Here is a 16,647-nt window from a genome sequence, read left to right on the forward strand (position 1 = left end):
CGAACCTGCGGGAGCGTGCGCCGCGGCTGCAGTGGCTCGATGGGAATTAATCGCACCCCGAGACACAGCGGCATGGTTCACTGCCGACGGACACACATCGACCGGACGCACCGGACGCGCACACCGAACCACTGACCGAAGGGGAGTCGCCCGTGCCGCATGAGATCGATCCGTCCTTCCTCGCGCTGCCGCTGCGCGCACTCGCGGACGCGGCCCTCGCGCGCGCCCGCGCGCTGGGGGCCGATCATGCCGACTTCCGCTTTGAGCGGGTGAGGAGCGCCGCTTGGCGGCTGCGGGACGGCAAGCCCGCGGGGTCGTCGGACACCACCGACCTGGGGTACGCGGTGCGGGTGGTGCACGGCGGGACCTGGGGGTTCGCTTCAGGGGTGGACCTGACCATGGACGCCGCGGCGCGGGTGGCCGCGCAGGCGGTGGCCATGGCGAAGTTGTCGGGGAAGGTGATCCAGGCTGCGGGGTCCGAGGAGCGGGTGGAGCTGGCGGATGAGCCGGTGCACGCGGATCGGACGTGGGTCTCGGCGTACGAGATCAACCCCTTTGATGTGCCGGACGCGGACAAGACCGGGCTGCTCACGGACTGGAGCGAGCGGCTGCTGAGGGCCGACGGGGTCGCGCATGCGGATGCGTCGTTGCTGACCGTGCAGGAGAACAAGTTCTACGCGGACACCGCGGGCACCACGACCACCCAGCAGCGCGTCCGGGTGCATCCGCAGCTGACGGCGGTGGCGGTGGACCCGGAGAGCGGGGAGTTCGACTCGATGCGGACGCTCGCCCCGCCGGTCGGGCGGGGTTGGGAGTATCTGACCGGGGCGGGCGGCTGGGACTGGGACGCGGAGTTGGCGGAGATCCCGGAGTTGCTGGCGGAGAAGATGCGGGCGCCGTCGGTCGAGGCGGGGGTGTATGACCTGGTGGTCGATCCGTCGAATCTGTGGCTGACGATTCATGAGTCGATCGGGCACGCGACGGAGTTGGACCGGGCGCTGGGCTACGAGGCGGCGTACGCGGGCACCTCGTTCGCCACCTTCGATCAGCTGGGCAAGCTCAAGTACGGCTCCGAGATCATGAATGTCACGGGCGACCGGACGGCCGAGCACGGGCTGGCCACCATCGGGTACGACGACGAGGGCGTGGCCGCGCAGTCGTGGGATCTGGTCCGCGACGGCACGCTGGTCGGGTATCAGCTGGACCGCAGGATCGCCAGGCTGACCGGTTTCGAGCGGTCCAACGGGTGCGCTTTCGCGGACTCCCCCGGTCATGTGCCGGTCCAGCGGATGGCGAACGTATCGCTCAAGCCCGCGCCGGACGGGCCCTCGACGGAGGAGCTGATCGGCGGCGTGGAGCGGGGGCTGTACCTCGTGGGTGACCGGTCGTGGTCGATCGACATGCAGCGCTACAACTTCCAGTTCACCGCGCAGCGGGCGTTCCGGATCGAGAACGGGCGGCTGGCGGGGCAGGTGCGGGACTTCGCGTACCAGGCCACGACCACCGACTTCTGGGGCTCGATGGCCGCGGTCGGCGGGGAGCGGACGTATGTCCTGGGGGGCGCCTTCAACTGCGGCAAGGCCCAGCCGGGCCAGGTCGCGGCCGTTTCGCACGGCTGCCCGTCCGCCCTGTTCCGGAACGTCAACATTTTGAACACCACGCAGGAGGCGGGTGCATGAGCGGCGTCAACAAGCCTCACGAGGTCGTCGAGCGGGCGCTGGAGCTGTCCCGGGCGGACGGCTGTGTGGTGATCGCCAATGAGAGCTCCACCGCCAATCTGCGCTGGGCGGGCAACGCCCTGACGACCAACGGCGTGACCCGGGGCCGCACGCTCACGGTCGTGGCCACGGTCGACGGCGGCCAGGGCGCCGCCTCCGGTGTGGTGTCGCGGTCGGCCGTCACCGCCGAGGACCTGGAGCCGCTGGTACGGGCCGCCGAGGCGGCGGCCCGGGAGTCGGGGCCGGCGGAGGACGCCCAGCCGCTGGTGGAGGCGGCCGGCGAGGGGGCCGTATCGGCGGGGTTCACCGATGCGCCGGACGAGACCTCCTCCGAGGTGTTCGCGGCCTTCGCGCCCGCACTCGGCGAGTCGTTCGCGCAGGCGCGGGCGGGCGGCCGGGAGTTGTACGGGTTCGCCAACCACGAGGTCGTCACCAGCTACCTGGGCACCTCCACCGGGCTGCGGCTGCGCCACGACCAGCCGAGCGGGACGCTGGAGCTCAACGCCAAGTCCCCGGACCGCACCCGCTCGGCCTGGGCCGGGCAGGCGACGCGCGACTTCAAGGACGTGGATCCGGCCGCGATCGACGCCGAGCTGGCCCGGCGGCTGGTGTGGGCGCAGCGGAAGATCGACCTTCCGGCCGGGCGGTACGAGACGCTGCTGCCCCCGACGGCGGTCGCCGACCTGCTGATCTACCAGCTCTGGTCCTCGGCGGCGCGGGACGCCGCGGAGGGCCGTACGGTCTTCTCCAAGCCGGGAGGCGGCACGCGGATCGGCGAGAAGCTGACCGACCTGCCGCTGACGCTGCGCAGCGACCCGGCGGCGCCCGGTCTGGAGGCGGCGCCGTTTGTGATCGCGCACTCGTCCGGGGACGACGCGTCGGTGTTCGACAACGGGCTGCCGCTGACCGCAACCGACTGGATCCGGGACGGTGTGCTGAACCAGCTGATCACCACGCGCCACACCGCCGGACTGACGGATCTGCCGGTGGCTCCCGGGATCGACAATCTGATCCTGGACGGGGGCGGGCCGCGCTCGCTGGAGGAGATGGTGGAGGCCACGGACCACGGCGGGCGCTGCCTGCTGCTGACCTGCCTGTGGTACATCCGCGAGGTCGACCCGGCCACGCTGCTGCTGACCGGGCTGACCCGGGACGGGGTCTATCTCGTGGAGGGCGGTGAGGTCGTCGGCGAGGTGAACAACTTCAGGTTCAACGACTCACCGGTGAGCCTGCTGTCCCGGGCGACCGAGGCGGGCCGCACCGAGCGGACGCTGCCACGCGAGTGGGGCGACTGGTTCACCCGTGCCGCGATGCCCGCGCTGCGGGTCCCGGACTTCAATATGAGCTCCGTCAGCAAGGGCGTATGACCCGTCCGAGTGAAGCCGGGTGATGCCGGTTGAAGCCGAGTGAAGCGGCCGGTTGATCCGGTCGTGTGAATCGGACGAATAGACTGGTCCACGCCCATCCATCCATCGATTCCCGACTACTACCAGGAACGCCATGACACGCCTCGGCGAATCCGTCGCCCGCGCCAGCGCACTGCTCACCGCAGACCTCTCCTCCGACCAGACCGTGGAGAAGCTGCTCGAGGAGACGGGATCCCGGCGCTATCTGGACCTGACGGACCTGTCGGCGAAGGAGCAGGCCGAGCTGATCGCGGCGCGAGCGGTCGAGGTCCTGCCGGGCGTGGACCAGCTGGCCGAGCGGATCGAGGAGCGTCGGACGGCGGGCCGCGGGCTGAGCCTCAAGCTGGGCATCGACCCGACGGCCGCCGATGTGCACCTCGGCCACGCCGTGCCGGTGATCATCCTCAGCCGCTTCCAGCGGATGGGGCACGACGTCACCCTGCTCATCGGTGACTTCACCGCCAAGATCGGCGACCCCACCGGCCGTACGGCCGAGCGGCCGCCGCTCACCGACGACGACATCGCCCGGAATCTGGCGGGCTACCGGGATCAGGTCCGGCCCTTCTTCGACTTCGAGAAGGTCAGCTTCCGGCAGAACAGCGAGTGGCTGGCGCCGTACACCTTCCCCGAGCTGCTGGGGCTGCTCGCCCAGGTGCCCGCCTCCCAGCTGCTGCAGCGCGACGACTTCCGCAACCGGCTGGCCGAGGGCTCCGGGCTGACCATGTCGGAACTGCTCTACCCGATCGCCCAGGGGCTCGACTCGGTCGCGCTGGAGTGCGATATCGAGCTCGGCGGCGCGGACCAGCTGCTCAATCTGCAGATGGGCCGCAAGCTGATGGAGCTGCGCGGGCAGCAGCCGCAGCTGGTCGTCACCATGCCGCTGATCGAGGGCACGGACGGCACCGGCGCCAAGATGTCCAAGTCCAAGGGCAACTACATCGCGCTGTCCGCCACCGCCGAGGACGTCTTCGGCAAGATCATGTCGATTCCGGACCGGTTGATGGCGCCGTACCTGCGGGCCTGGACCGAGTGGACCGACAGCGAGATCGACCTCGTCAAGGGGCGGCTGGAGGACCGGTCGCTGCACCCGATGGACCTGAAGAAGGTGCTGGCGGGCGAGATGGTGACGGCGCTGTACGGCTTGGCCGCGGCCAAGTCGGCGCGCGCCGGGTTCGTGGCGCAGTTCTCGAAGAAGTCCTTCACGGACGTCGAGGCCCTGCCGGAGGTCGACACGGCGGAGCACGGCGCCGAGTCGATCGCGACCGTGCTGAGCAAGGTGCTCCAGTTCCAGCCGAGCGCGTCGGCGGCCCGCCGGGTCGCCAAGCAGAACGGTCTGCGCCTGGTCGTCGAGACCGAGGGCGGGCAGGAGTCCACGGTGCTCACCGAGGCGCAGGCGGTGCGGCCGCTGGCCGAGGTGGCGGCGGAGGTCCTGGCGGGCGCCGGGCTCACCGCCGACTCGGGGAGCGTCTACCTCAAGGCGGGGCGGAAGATCGCCCGGCTGCGGGGGCTGTGAGCGGCCGGTAGCCGCCCATCAGCGGTAGCCGGCTGTGAGCGGGGGTCGGTGCGCGTCCACCAAGCGCGCCGGCCCCCGCCGTCCGTGCAGCCCGTGCCGCCGTCCGTACGGCCCGGGCCCAGTGCCATCCAGCGGGCCGATGCCGTAGCGCGGGCGGCTCAGGCCCGTTCCCTTCGGCGTCTGCCGCCGCCCAGCGCCGCGTACACACGCGTGCCCACCGCGACGATCAGCACCGCTCCGGCGAGCTGGAGCAGATGCCGCCCCCAGTCGACACCCGACGTATGCCGGATTCCCACCCAGCCGGCCACCGCGTTGCCCACGATGGCGCCGAGGATGCCGTAGATCGTCGTCAGCCAGAGCGGAATGCGTTGCCTGCCGGGCAGGATGGCCCTGGCGATGACACCGAGCACCAGGCCTACGACAATGGCCCACAGCCAGTTCATGAACGCCTCCTCCGGCCAGATTGCGGGGGATGGTGGTACGACGCACGCTGTAGTCGGCCGTACGCGTTACGTCGTAGCGAAGCCGCCACCCGCGAGGACCCCCACTCGTGTACCCCTTGGAGTTCGGGCGTAACGTGGGGTACGTCCGGAAGTGGGGAGTTCCGGCTTGGCGATCGGGTGGTGGAACGTGATGCGGAAGCGCAGCGAAGCCGAGGTCTTCCGGATCACCGGGGCTCGGCAGGGGCTGGCTGACGATGTGCGCGGCCGGCAGCGCCGCTACATCATCTCGATGTCGATCCGGACCGTGTCCGTCATCCTGGCCGCGGTGCTGTGGAACGTGGAGCGGCATGTGGCCATCGTGGCCCTGGTGCTGGGTGCGGTGCTGCCGTACATCGCCGTGGTGATAGCGAACGCCGGCCGGGAGAACGCTCCCTCGCTTCCCTCCACCTTCGTCCCCGCGCCGCCCCGTCCGATGCTCATCTCCGGTCAGCAGAACGGGGGTTCCGGGTCGACCGGGGCGGAATCGGACGTGGAAGACGCCGGGGCGGCTACCGAAAATGGACGCGCCGAACGCGGCTGACCTGGGCCGATCCCGTAAGCTCAGGAAAACCTCAGATCAATTGCGCGGTTCCGGTGCACTGTGCCCCACCGCTCGTGACATACTTCGTACGCGCTCCGCATCCCCCGTCGGAGCGATGGACCGACGCCGGGCGGCTCCCCCCGTGGCTGCCCGGCGTCGCCATGTCCAGCACGGTTTCCGTAGAGTCTGCGGTGTGAACACTCCCGAGACCGACGCCGTCATCTGCTCCGCGAAGGGCTGCCGTGCCCCCGCCGTATGGGTGCTGGCCTGGAACAACCCGAAGATCCACACGCCCGAGCGGCGCAAGACCTGGCTGGCGTGCGAGGAGCACCGCGGGTATCTGTCCGACTTCCTCGGGGTGCGCGGTTTTCTGAAGGACGTGGTGACCCTGGAGGAGTGGTCGTCAGCCGCCGATCACTGACGCCCTCAGCCGCCGATCGGTGACGTTGCCGGCCACCGGATCACTGACGCCGTCAGCCGCCGATCGCCGACATCGGGCGGTCTGGCTGCAGGAACGACGGGTCGTCCAGCCCGGAACCGGCCTTCTTGCCCCACATCGCCAGCCGCCACAGCCGGGCGATCTCCGCATCCGGCGCGCCGGAGCGCAGCGCCCCGCGCAGATCGGACTCCTCGCGGGCGAACAGGCAGGTGCGCACCTGGCCGTCGGCGGTGAGCCGGGTGCGGTCGCAGGCGCGGCAGAAGGGGCGGGTGACGGAGGCGATGACCCCGACGCGGGCCGGGCCGCCGTCGACGAGCCAGCGCTCGGCGGGGGCGGAGCCGCGCGCCTCGTCGCCTTCCGGGGTCAACTCGAAGCGGGTTCGCAGCGACGCCAGGATGTCCCCGGCGGTGATCATGCCGTCGCGCTTCCAGCCGTGCTGGGCGTCCAGCGGCATCTGCTCGATGAAGCGCAGCTCGTACTGGTGCGCGAGGGCCCAGGCGAGCAGGTCGGGGGCCTCGTCGTCGTTGAGCCCGGGCATCAGCACGGCGTTGACCTTCACCGGGGTGAGCCCGGCGGCGCTGGCGGCCTCCAGGCCGCGCAGCACATCGGCGTGGCGCTTGCGCCGGGTCATGGCCTGGAAGACCTCGGGGCGCAGGGTGTCCAGTGAGACATTGACCCGGTCCAGGCCCGCGGCGCGCAGGGCGGCCGCGGTGCGCTCCAGGCCGATGCCGTTGGTGGTGAGCGATATCTGGGGGCGTGGGTCGAGGGCGGCGCTGCGCTCGACGATGCCGACGAGCCCGGGGCGCAGCAGCGGCTCACCGCCGGTGAAGCGGACTTCGGTGACCCCGAGGTCGGTGACGGCTATCCGGATCAGCCGGACGATCTCGTCGTCGGTGAGCAGATCGGGCTTGGCGAGCCACTGAAGGCCCTCTTCCGGCATGCAATAGGTGCAGCGCAGATTACAGCGGTCGGTGAGGGAGACACGCAGGTCCGTAGCGATACGACCGTAGGTGTCGATCAGCATGGCGGCCCCTCCACGGACTCGTGCCCAAAGTCTCGGCGCTACAGTCAATTCTCCCGCAGCGTACGCGACGCCTGTGACATTCGAGATTTCGCGAATCTCACCGCGCCGTCGGGCAGGTCCGTGGCGGGGCCGCCACCGGGCGTCAGTGCGCGCCGTAGCCGGTGAGCGAGCGCACCTCCAGCTCGGCGTACTTGGCCTTGTCCGGCTCCTCCTTGGACAGCAGGGAGCCCACCCAGCCGAGCAGGAAGCCCAGCGGGATGGAGATCAGGCCGGGGTTCTCCAGCGGGAACCAGTGGAAGTCGACGTCCTTGAACATGGAGCTCTTCGGATTGCCGGAGACGACCGGCGAGAAGAGCACCAGGAAGACCGAGGAGACGAGCCCGCCGTAGATGGACCACAGCGCGCCCTGGGTGGTGAACCGCTTCCAGAACAGGCTGTAGAGGATCGTCGGGAGGTTGGCGGACGCGGCGACCGCGAAGGCCAGCGCGACGAGTCCGGCGACGTTGAGGTCCCGGGCGAAGACCCCGAGCACGATCGCGACGATACCGATGCCGACGGTCGCCCAGCGCGCGGCCTTGATCTCCTCCTCCTGTGTCGCCTCGCCCTTGCGGATGACGTTGGCGTACAGGTCATGGGCGAAGGAGGACGAGGAGGCGAGGGTGAGCCCGGCGACGACGGCGAGGATCGTCGCGAACGCCACCGCGGAGATCACGGCGAGCAGCACGGGGCCGCCGAGTTCGTCGGCGAGCAGGGGTGCCGCGGTGTTCCCGGCCGGGTTCGAATCGGTGATGGTCTTCTTGTCCAGCAGCGCGGCGGCGCCGAAGCCCAGCGCGATGGTCATCAGGTAGAACACGCCGATGATGCCGATCGCCCAGTTCACCGACTTACGGGCGGCCTTGGCCGTGGGGACGGTGTAGAAGCGGATGAGGATGTGCGGCAGGCCGGCGGTGCCGAGCACCAGGGCGATGCCGAGCGAGATGAAGTCGAGCTTGGTGGTGCCGGTGGCCCCGTACTTGACGCCCGGCTCCAGGAAGGCGTGGCCGTGGCCGCTGTTCTTCGCCGCCTCGCCCAGCAACTCGGATACGTTGAAGTCGAATTTGAGCAGCACCAGGAAGGTCATCAGCAGGGCGCCCGCGATCAGCATCACAGCCTTGACCATCTGCACCCAGGTGGTGCCCTTCATGCCGCCGATGGACACGTAGAGGATCATCACCACGCCGACCAGGACGACGATGAGGATCTTGCCGGCCTCGCTGGTGATGCCCAGCAGCAGGGAGACCAGCACGCCCGCGCCCGCCATCTGGGCCAGCAGGTAGAAGATCGACACGACGATGGTGGAGACGCCCGCGGCGGTGCGGACCGGGCGCTGGCGCATCCGGTAGGCGAGCACATCGCCCATCGTGTACCGGCCGGTGTTGCGCAGCGGCTCGGCGACCAGCAGCAGGGCGACCAGCCAGGCGACGAGGAAGCCGATCGAGTACAGGAATCCGTCGTAGCCGGCGAGCGCGATGGCGCCGGCGATGCCGAGGAAGGACGCGGCGGACATGTAGTCGCCGGAGATGGCCAGGCCGTTCTGGAAACCGCTGAAGGAGCGGCCGCCGGCGTAGAAGTCGGTGGCGTCCTTGGTCTGGCGGCCGGCCCATACGGTGATGCCGAGGGTCGCGGCGACGAAGACCGAGAAGAGGGTGATGATCAGCGGCCGGTGGTCCGACGCGCTCTCGACCGCGAGCTGATGGATGCTCATGCCGCGCCCCTTTCATTCGCCCCGCCGCGCCAGCAGCTGATGTCACTGCCGCCCGCGCGGCGCAGAGGTGCGGCTTTGACTGTCGTCTGCGGCCCGGCGGCCGCGCGTGCGTCGCTCATTCACTGCTCCCCATGCTGGACTTGATCGCCGCCGAGCGCGGGTCGAGTTTGGCGGCGGCATGGCGGGAGTACCACCAGGCGATGAGGAAGGTGGTCAGGAACTGGCCGAGGCCGAACACCAGGGCGACGTTGATGTTGCCGGCCACCTTGGTGTCCATGAAGCCGCCCGCGTAGTTGGACAGCAGGACGTACAGCAGGTACCAGCTGACGAACGCGATGGTGAGCGGGAAGGCGAACGAGCGGTGGGCGCGGCGCAGTTCGCCGAACTCCGCGCTCGCTTGCACCTCGGCGTACGGGGGATGTTCTTGCTGTCGCTGATCGCCAGGGCGATCGCTGGCCGGCGCGGTGTCCACGGTCTCTCCCGGTGGATGGCGTTCTTGACGGGACGTATATACAGAGTTTCCAGTGATCCAGATCACGCATGGTAGGGCGACGCCGGGCCGTCCAACAGAGGCTGGTAGTTGAAAGGAGGGAATAAGTCGACGGAGTGATTGACTCCGGGTACTGTGGCGCGTTTTCCTCCGGAATGCCTTGATGGGGGCCCTTGATCGACGATAGTTTCGCTCGTCATGTACCCGCCCATGCGCGACTCGCGCCGGGCGGTCTGTACGGATGATGTGGAGACCCCATGGCTCATCACAGACCGGCAGCACATCCGGGCACCAGACGACGGCGCGCCCTGGCGGCGGTGCCGGCCGGGTTGGCGCTCACCGCGTCCCTCGTCCTGCTCCCCCAGGCGGCCTCGGCCATCCCCCGGGGCGCGCCGACCTCTTCGGCCCTCACCTCTACGGCCGCGGCTGACGGCCCGTCGCTGTCGTACGTGGTCAACACCGCCGCCGACCACGGCACCGTCGGCGAGGTGAAGAAGGCGATCACGGCCTCACACGGCACGGTGGTGACCGCCTATGAACGAATAGGAGTCATCATCGCCCATTCGAAGGACCCCGCATTCGCCAAGACGATCCGTCAGGTGCGCGGCGTCCAGTCGGCTGGCGCGACCCGCACCGCGCCGCTGACCCCGGCCGCCACCACCGAGGTCGGCAGGCCCGAGAAGGTGCCGGCGCCCCGGACCTCGGCGACGACCGCGGCGAAGGCGCTGGCCGCCGGGCAGGAGCCGCTGGAGTCCCTGCAGTGGGACATCCCCGCCATCAAGGCCGATCAGGCCGCCAAGGTCAACCCGGGCAGCCGTAAGGTCACCGTCGGCGTCATCGACACCGGCGTGGACGACACCCACCCCGACCTGGCCCCCAACTTCTCCCGGTCCCAGTCGGCCAGTTGCGTCGGCGGCGTCGCCGACACCAGCCCGGGTGCCTGGCGCCCGTGGGACCCGGCCGCGGACTACCACGGCACGCATGTGGCCGGGGAGATCGCCGCCGCGCGCAACGGCGTGGGCGTGGCCGGTGTCGCGCCCGGGGTGAAGGTCTCCGCCATCAAGGTCAGCGAGCCGACGACGAGCCTGTTCTACGCGGAGAGCGTGGTGTGCGCCTTCGTCTTCGCGGCCGACCACGGCGTCGAGGTGACGAACAACAGCTACTTCGTCGACCCGTGGAAGTACAACTGCGCCGCCGATCCGGACCAGAAGGCGATCACCGACGCGGTCGGCCGGGCCACGGCGTACGCGCAGCGCAAGGGCGTGGTCAACGTCGCCTCGGCGGGCAACTCCAACGACGACCTCGCGGCCGGCTCGCTCACCGACGCCACGAGCCCCAACGACACCACCCCCGTGGAGCGCACGGTCGACCCGTCGGTCTGCCCGGACGTGCCCACCCAGCTGCCCGGCGTCGTCACGGTCTCCGCGACCGGCGTCACCTCCCTGAAGTCGTACTACTCCAGCTACGGCCTGGGCCAGGTCGATGTGGCGGGCCCGGGCGGCGACAAGTACCAGGTGCCCGAGCTGCCCGCCAAGGACGGCCGGATCCTGTCCACCATGCCCGGCGGCGACTACGGCTATCTCCAGGGCACCTCAATGGCCTCCCCGCATGTGGCGGGGGTCGCGGCGCTGCTCAAGAGCGCGCACCCCAAGGCGAGCCCGCAGGAGATCCAGTGGCTGCTGAAGGCCCAGGCGGACAACCCGGGCTGCCCCACCGGGCCGTACGACCCGGACGGTGACGGCGACACGGACGCCGTCTGCACCGGCACCAAGCACGTCAACAGCTTCTACGGCTACGGCATCGTCGACGCGCTGGACGCGGTCACCAAGTGAGCGACCGCCACATCGGCGTTCGCCCCGTGACGCCGCACGCCCAAGCCCGCCCAACCACCAGAACCGGAGTACCCATGACGCCGCGTACCGCCGCGATACCCGCCGCCCTGGCGCTCACCGCCGCCCTGGCCTTCCTGCCCACGACCGCCGCCACCGCCGTCGGCGGCTCCGGCGGCTCCGACAGCTCCGTCGGCGGCTCGGCCCTGGCCTCCGGCGCCGCGGCCGACGGCCCGTCGCTGAGCTACGTCGTCAACACCCGCCCCGGCCACGGGAACGCGGCCCGGGTGAAGAAGGCCATCGCCAAGGCCGGGGGCAGCGTCGTCATGGCGTACGACCGGATCGGCGTCATCGTCGTCCACTCCGCCGACCCCGACTTCGCCAAGACGATCCGTCAGGTGCGCGGCGTCGCCTCCGCGGGCGCCACCCGCACCGCCCCGCTGCCCGCCCAGTCCACGACCGACACCGGCGCGCCGCAGGTGCTGTCCGAGGCGCAGCAGAAGGCCGTCGCCGCGCGGGCCGCCGCCGGGCAGGACCCGCTGGAGCCGCTGCAGTGGGACCTGCCCGCGATCAAGGCGGACAAGGCCCATGAGAAGAGCCTGGGCAGCCGGGACGTCACCGTGGGCGTGATCGACACCGGCGTGGACGACACCCACCCGGACCTCGCCCCGAACTTCGACCGCAAGGCGTCGGTCAACTGCGTCACCGGCAAGCCGAACACCGCCGACGGCGCCTGGCGGCCCTCGGCCTCCGAGAGCCCGCACGGCACCCATGTCGCCGGGGAGATCGCCGCCGCGAAGAACGGCATCGGCGTCACCGGGGTGGCCCCCGGGGTCAAGGTCTCCGGCATCAAGGTGTCCACGACCGACGGCTTCTTCTACACCGAGGCCGTGGTGTGCGGCTTCGTCTGGGCCGCCGAACACGGCGTGGACGTCACCAACAACAGCTATTACACCGACCCCTGGTACTTCAACTGCACCACCGACCCGGACCAGAAGGCCCTGGTCGAGGCCGTCACCCGGGCCTCGCGATACGCGGAGCGCAAGGGTGTGGTCAATGTGGCCGCGGCGGGCAACGAGAGCTACGACCTGGCCGCCGACTCCATCACCGACCCCTCAAGCCCCAACGACACCACCCCCGGCGACCGGGAGATCGACCCGCGCACCTGCCTGGACATCCCGACCCAGCTGCCGGGCGTGGTCACCGTGGCCTCGACCGGGGCCAAGGGGCTCAAGTCCTCGTTCTCCAACTACGGCCTCGGCGTGATCGACATCGCGGCCCCCGGCGGCGACAGCACCGTGTACCAGAAGCCGGCGCCCCCGGCGGAGAGCGGGCTCATCTACAACACCCTCCCCGGCGGCAAGTACGGCTACATGGCGGGCACCTCCATGGCCTCCCCGCATGTGGCCGGCGTCGCGGCGCTCATCAAGAGCACCCACCCGCACGCCTCCGCCGGGCAGGTCAAGGCGCTGCTCAAGGCCCAGGCCGACGACACCGCCTGCCCCGACCCGTACGACATCAACGGGGACGGCAAGGTCGACGCCGTGTGCGAGGGCAGCCCCGCGTACAACGGCTTCTACGGGGCGGGGATCGCGGACGCCCTGGACGCGGTCACCAAGTGAGGCACTGACACAATGCACGGGCCGTCGGGCGGGCTCCGCCCGGCGGCCCGTACGTGTGCCCGTACGTATGCTCCGATGCCGCGAGAGGACCGTCCCGTGGACCGCGACGACGCCTGGGGGCCGCTGCCCAGCCGTTCCAGGGCCCTGCTGGTGCCGCTGTTCCTGCTCACCGTGGTGGTTCTGCCGGTGTGGTGGGTGCTGGTGCTGGCCGTCTTCCTGGTCTTCCTCGCGTTCGCGATCGTCGGGGAGGTGCTGTCGCTGATTCCCGGGTTCGAGAAGGGCTTCTTGAAGCTGATCGACTCGTTCGGGGACCGCGTGGAGATCTGGCCGCGCTGGTGCGTCACGCTCCCCGAGCTGCTGCACGAGGGCGACGCCGGCTTCTACCGGGCGCGCGTGGACAAGAAGCTCGCCGGGTGGACCCGTAAGGAAGAGGCGGCCCAGGCGGCCAGGAAGGCCCCGCCGCCCGGCCCGTACGACATACCGCTGCGCGACTTCCGCGGCGTCGGCGCGGGCTATGTCGTCCAGGCGGCGCGCGGGCTGGGCTGGGAGCTGAGCCACGACCGGCACTCGGACCCGGAGCGCGTGGTCAGGCTGCGGCGGCTGCCGGCGGCGGCGTAAGGCCCTGGGACAGGTTGCTACAGGGCGTCAGGGCGGCTGTGAGGGCTGTGCGTTGGGCCCTGCTGGAGCGGACTGTCGGCGGCGGCCCGTATCCTCATTGACCATGCTCGAAGACCGCATGGCCGCCGCACCGCGGCTCGCACCGCCGCCCTCGCCGTGGCCGGCCGCCTATCCCGACGGATACGCGGTCGTCGACGTGGAGACGACCGGGCTCGCCCGCGACGACCGGATCGTGTCCGCCGCGGTCTACCAACTGGACGCGCGCGGCGCCGTGCAGGACCACTGGTACACCCTGGTCAATCCGCAGCGCGATCCGGGCCCGGTGTGGATCCACGGCCTGACCAGCGACACCCTGGCCGACGCCCCGCTCTTTTCGGAGATCACCGACGAGTTGGCCCAGCGCCTGGACGGCCGGGTGCTGGTCGCGCACAACGCGGTCTTCGACTGGTCGATGCTCGCCCGGGAGTACGCGCGCGCGGGGAGCGCCGCGCCGGTGCGGCAACGGCTGTGCACGATCGCGCTCTCCAAGGAGCTGGGCCTGCCGCTGCCCAACCACAAGCTGGAGTCCCTGGCCGCGCACTACGGGGTGGTCCAGGAGCGCGCCCACCACGCCCTGGACGACGCGCGGGTGCTCGCCGAGACCTTCCGGCCGAGTCTGCACGCGGCCGCCGCGGGCGGGCTGCGGCTGCCCCTGCTCGCCTGCCAGCCGCTGACCGAATGGTCCGACGCCCCCCGGCCGATCGGCTACCAGCGGTCCTACCGCGCGACCAGTTGGCGCCCCAGCCGCAAGCGCCCGGCCTGCCCCTACCCCAACCCGGGGCGCTACGAGCCGGGCGGCCGGCTGGTCCAGGGCATGCGGGTGGCCTTCTCCGGCGACACCTCGATCGACCGCGAACTGCTGGAGGACCAGGCGATCGAGGCCGGGCTGCACGTGGCCACCAGCGTCTCCCGGCTCACCAGCCTGCTGGTCACCAACGATCCGGAGGCCGCGACCTCCAAGATCACCAAGGCGGCCTCCTTCGACACCCCGGTCATCGACGAGGCGGCCTTCACCCAACTGCTGCGGGACGTGGCCCCCGCACCCGACAAGTGAGGCCGGCGAACAAGTGAGGCCGGCGAACAAGTGAAGCCAGCAGACAGGTGAAGTCGGCAAACAGGTGAAGTCGGCCCAACACGCCCGGCCGCCGCTCCCCCACCGCGCCCCGCAGCCCGCACCCTGTGCCCCATGGCACGTTGCGAGGTCTGCGGAAACGACTACAACCTGACGTTCGAGGTGCATGCGCAGGGCGCGGTGCACGTCTTCGACTGCTTCTCCTGCGCCATCCACCGCATGGCGCCCATCTGCGAGCACTGCCGGTGCCAGATCATCGGCCAGGGCGTGGAGGTGGACGGCCACTTCTACTGCGGAGCCCACTGCTCCCGGGCGGAAGGGAAGGTGGGGATCATCGATCGCGTCTGAACCACATCTGGACGACATCTGAACCGCATCTGACCGAAAACGCCCCGGATCGTCCCCCTGCCGTCCCCTCGCCGTCTCCGACGGCCGGGGGGCGGTCCATGGCGAGAATGACCGGCGAGTACTGTCAAGGTCGTGTACCGCTTCCTGTTGTCCCGGCAGTGGGTGATCCTCACGCTCGTGGGGCTCGCCCTGATCCCGGTCATGATCCGACTGGGCTACTGGCAGCTCCACCGGCATGAGCACCGGGTCGCGCAGAACCAGCTGATCGCCGACAACCTGGACGCTCGGGCCGTCCCCGTGGACCGGCTCACCGGGCCCGGACGCACCGTCGCCTACGACGAGATGTGGCGCACCGTGACCTCCAAGGGCCGGTACGACACCGGGCACGAGGTGGTCGTACGCCAGCGGACCGCCGCCGACGACCAGACCATCGGCTACTACGTGCTCACCCCGCTCGTCATGGACGACGGCCGGGCCGTCCTGGTCAACCGCGGCTGGATCCCGGCGGGCAACGACCTCACCCGCTTCCCCAAGGTGCCGGCCGCCCCCTCCGGCGAGATCACCGTCACCGGCCGACTCAAGCGCGACGAGACGACCGGGAACAGCGGCATCAAGGACAAGCAGGGGCTGCCCGCCCGCCAGGTCATGCTGATCAACAGCGGTCAGCTGGCGAAGTCCCTGTCCGAGCCGGTCCTCGGCGGCTATATCGAGCTGACCAAGTCCTCCCCCAAGGGCAGCGACCAGCCCGAGGTGGTCCCGGAGCCGGACCACAGCGGCATCGGCCCGCATATGGCGTACGCGATCCAGTGGTGGCTGTTCTCCGCGGGCGTACCCATCGGCTGGGTGATCCTGGTCCGGCGCGAGCTGCGCGACCGGGCGGCCGCACGGGACGCCGAGCCCGCGCCCGAGCCCGAGCCCGAGCCCGCCGGGGTCTGACCGGTCACGGCCGGTCCGGCGCCGCCCTCCCTTACGCTCGCCGAGGGCCCCACGGCAGACTGACCCCATGGATCTTGGACTCAAAGACCGGGTGTACGTCCTCACCGGAGCCAGCCGCGGGCTGGGCCACGCGGCCGCCCGTGAGCTGGTCGCCGACGGTGCGAAGGTCGTGATCACCAGCCGCGACGAGAAGACGGCGGCGGAGGCCGCCGCCGAGCTGGGCCCGAACGCCGTCGGCGTCGCGGCCGACAACGCCGACCCGGCCGTGGCCGAGCGCCTGATCGCCACGGCCCGTGACCGCTTCGGCGGCTTCGACGGCGTACTCATCAGCGTCGGCGGCCCCCCGGCGGGCCTGACGGCGAACATCACCGACGAGCAGTGGCGGGCGGCCTTCGACTCCGTCTTCCTGGGCGCGGTCCGCCTGGCCCGCACCGCCGCCGCGGAGCTCTCCTCCGGCGGTGTGATCGGCTTCGTCCTCTCCGGCTCCGTGTACGAGCCGATCCCCGGTCTGACGGTGTCCAACGGGCTGCGGCCGGGTCTTGCGGGCTTCGCGAAGTCCCTCGCCTCTGAGGTGGGCCCGCAGGGCATCCGGGTCGTCGGCCTGCTGCCGGCCCGTATCGACACAGACCGGGTCCGCGAGCTGGACTCGCTGTTCGGCGACGCGGACGAGGCGCGGGCCCGCAACAGCGAGCAGATCCCGCTGCGGCGCTACGGCACACCGGAGGAGTTCGGCCGGGCGACGGCGTTCCTGCTCTCGCCCGCCGCGTCGTATCTGACCGGCGTCATGCTGCCGGTGGACGGCGGCGCGCTGCACGGCTTCTGAGCC

The 16,647-nt window shown here is 70.7% G+C and carries 16 protein-coding genes; 12 read left to right on the forward strand and 4 right to left on the reverse strand.

Translation table 11 applies throughout. The features are described from left to right. Window positions 1-152 precede the first annotated feature (152 nt). From ACH4U7_RS04080 to tyrS, 3 genes are all read left to right on the forward strand, one after another. Window positions 153-1,679: a TldD/PmbA family protein gene (locus tag ACH4U7_RS04080; RefSeq protein ID WP_398526482.1), complete on the forward strand. Its 1,527-nt coding sequence runs from the start codon at window positions 153-155 to the stop codon at window positions 1,677-1,679. Continuing rightward, the gene (locus ACH4U7_RS04085; RefSeq protein ID WP_398526483.1) at window positions 1,676-3,085 is read left to right on the forward strand and encodes a metallopeptidase TldD-related protein; all 1,410 of its coding nucleotides are present in this window, start codon (window positions 1,676-1,678) and stop codon (window positions 3,083-3,085) included. Before ACH4U7_RS04080 ends, ACH4U7_RS04085 begins: the two co-directional genes overlap by 4 nt. Before the next feature lie 133 nt (window positions 3,086-3,218). Then, the gene (tyrS, locus tag ACH4U7_RS04090) at window positions 3,219-4,637 is read left to right on the forward strand and encodes a tyrosine--tRNA ligase (protein ID WP_398526484.1); all 1,419 of its coding nucleotides are present in this window, start codon (window positions 3,219-3,221) and stop codon (window positions 4,635-4,637) included. 158 nt (window positions 4,638-4,795) lie between these two features. On the opposite strand, the gene ACH4U7_RS04095 is transcribed toward tyrS, so the two are convergent. Next, on the reverse strand, window positions 4,796-5,080 hold the full coding sequence (locus ACH4U7_RS04095) for a GlsB/YeaQ/YmgE family stress response membrane protein (RefSeq protein WP_398526485.1): 285 nt from the start codon (window positions 5,078-5,080) through the stop codon (window positions 4,796-4,798). Window positions 5,081-5,270: 190 nt separating this feature from the next. Between ACH4U7_RS04095 and ACH4U7_RS04100 the strand changes: the two genes are divergently transcribed. Further along, window positions 5,271-5,660 (forward strand): DUF3099 domain-containing protein, encoded by a 390-nt coding sequence (locus tag ACH4U7_RS04100; RefSeq protein ID WP_398526985.1) that lies wholly within the window; start codon window positions 5,271-5,273, stop codon window positions 5,658-5,660. A 193-nt stretch (window positions 5,661-5,853) separates the two neighbouring features. Then, the gene (locus ACH4U7_RS04105; RefSeq protein ID WP_014180736.1) at window positions 5,854-6,081 is read left to right on the forward strand and encodes a hypothetical protein; all 228 of its coding nucleotides are present in this window, start codon (window positions 5,854-5,856) and stop codon (window positions 6,079-6,081) included. A gap of 52 nt (window positions 6,082-6,133) precedes the next feature. On the opposite strand, the gene moaA is transcribed toward ACH4U7_RS04105, so the two are convergent. The 3 genes from moaA to ACH4U7_RS04120 form a co-directional block, all read right to left on the reverse strand. Next, a complete protein-coding gene (moaA, locus tag ACH4U7_RS04110; RefSeq protein ID WP_398526486.1) occupies window positions 6,134-7,123 on the reverse strand; it encodes a GTP 3',8-cyclase MoaA in 990 nt (329 codons plus the stop codon). 142 nt (window positions 7,124-7,265) lie between these two features. Continuing rightward, complete coding sequence (locus ACH4U7_RS04115) at window positions 7,266-8,867, reverse strand: cation acetate symporter (RefSeq protein ID WP_398526487.1); 1,602 nt, start codon at window positions 8,865-8,867, stop codon at window positions 7,266-7,268. 115 nt (window positions 8,868-8,982) lie between these two features. Continuing rightward, a complete protein-coding gene (locus ACH4U7_RS04120; protein ID WP_398526488.1) occupies window positions 8,983-9,339 on the reverse strand; it encodes a DUF485 domain-containing protein in 357 nt (118 codons plus the stop codon). 275 nt (window positions 9,340-9,614) lie between these two features. Between ACH4U7_RS04120 and ACH4U7_RS04125 the strand changes: the two genes are divergently transcribed. From ACH4U7_RS04125 to ACH4U7_RS04155, 7 genes are all read left to right on the forward strand, one after another. Then, window positions 9,615-11,189, forward strand: coding sequence for a S8 family serine peptidase (locus ACH4U7_RS04125; RefSeq protein ID WP_398526489.1), 1,575 nt, complete (start codon window positions 9,615-9,617; stop codon window positions 11,187-11,189). 74 nt (window positions 11,190-11,263) lie between these two features. Beyond that, window positions 11,264-12,808, forward strand: a complete 1,545-nt coding sequence (locus ACH4U7_RS04130; RefSeq protein WP_398526490.1) for a S8 family peptidase — start codon at window positions 11,264-11,266, stop codon at window positions 12,806-12,808. A 96-nt stretch (window positions 12,809-12,904) separates the two neighbouring features. Continuing rightward, window positions 12,905-13,426 carry a hypothetical protein gene (locus ACH4U7_RS04135; protein WP_398526491.1) on the forward strand — a complete coding sequence of 174 codons (522 nt, stop codon included), beginning with the start codon at window positions 12,905-12,907 and terminating at the stop codon, window positions 13,424-13,426. A 103-nt stretch (window positions 13,427-13,529) separates the two neighbouring features. Next, a complete protein-coding gene (locus tag ACH4U7_RS04140) occupies window positions 13,530-14,519 on the forward strand; it encodes a DEDDh family exonuclease (RefSeq protein WP_398526492.1) in 990 nt (329 codons plus the stop codon). 132 nt (window positions 14,520-14,651) lie between these two features. After that, window positions 14,652-14,885 (forward strand): hypothetical protein, encoded by a 234-nt coding sequence (locus ACH4U7_RS04145; protein ID WP_014180728.1) that lies wholly within the window; start codon window positions 14,652-14,654, stop codon window positions 14,883-14,885. Between the two features lie 132 nt (window positions 14,886-15,017). Next, window positions 15,018-15,821, forward strand: coding sequence for an SURF1 family protein (locus ACH4U7_RS04150; protein WP_398526493.1), 804 nt, complete (start codon window positions 15,018-15,020; stop codon window positions 15,819-15,821). Between the two features lie 67 nt (window positions 15,822-15,888). Continuing rightward, complete coding sequence (locus ACH4U7_RS04155) at window positions 15,889-16,644, forward strand: SDR family oxidoreductase (protein ID WP_398526494.1); 756 nt, start codon at window positions 15,889-15,891, stop codon at window positions 16,642-16,644. The last annotated feature ends 3 nt before the right edge of the window (window positions 16,645-16,647 follow it).

This window comes from Streptomyces sp. NPDC020845, assembly GCF_044334165.1.
Classification (GTDB): domain Bacteria; phylum Actinomycetota; class Actinomycetes; order Streptomycetales; family Streptomycetaceae; genus Streptomyces.

Coding starts and splice junctions, on each gene's coding strand:
- ACH4U7_RS04085 (WP_398526483.1), top strand. CDS start 1,676: ATGAGCGGCGTCAACAAGCCTCACGAGGTCGTCGAGCGGGCGCTGGAG.
- tyrS (WP_398526484.1), top strand. CDS start 3,219: ATGACACGCCTCGGCGAATCCGTCGCCCGCGCCAGCGCACTGCTCACC.
- ACH4U7_RS04095 (WP_398526485.1), bottom strand. CDS start 5,080: ATGAACTGGCTGTGGGCCATTGTCGTAGGCCTGGTGCTCGGTGTCATC.
- ACH4U7_RS04100 (WP_398526985.1), top strand. CDS start 5,271: ATGCGGAAGCGCAGCGAAGCCGAGGTCTTCCGGATCACCGGGGCTCGG.
- moaA (WP_398526486.1), bottom strand. CDS start 7,123: ATGCTGATCGACACCTACGGTCGTATCGCTACGGACCTGCGTGTCTCC.
- ACH4U7_RS04115 (WP_398526487.1), bottom strand. CDS start 8,867: ATGAGCATCCATCAGCTCGCGGTCGAGAGCGCGTCGGACCACCGGCCG.
- ACH4U7_RS04125 (WP_398526489.1), top strand. CDS start 9,615: ATGGCTCATCACAGACCGGCAGCACATCCGGGCACCAGACGACGGCGC.
- ACH4U7_RS04130 (WP_398526490.1), top strand. CDS start 11,264: ATGACGCCGCGTACCGCCGCGATACCCGCCGCCCTGGCGCTCACCGCC.
- ACH4U7_RS04140 (WP_398526492.1), top strand. CDS start 13,530: ATGCTCGAAGACCGCATGGCCGCCGCACCGCGGCTCGCACCGCCGCCC.
- ACH4U7_RS04145 (WP_014180728.1), top strand. CDS start 14,652: ATGGCACGTTGCGAGGTCTGCGGAAACGACTACAACCTGACGTTCGAG.
- ACH4U7_RS04155 (WP_398526494.1), top strand. CDS start 15,889: ATGGATCTTGGACTCAAAGACCGGGTGTACGTCCTCACCGGAGCCAGC.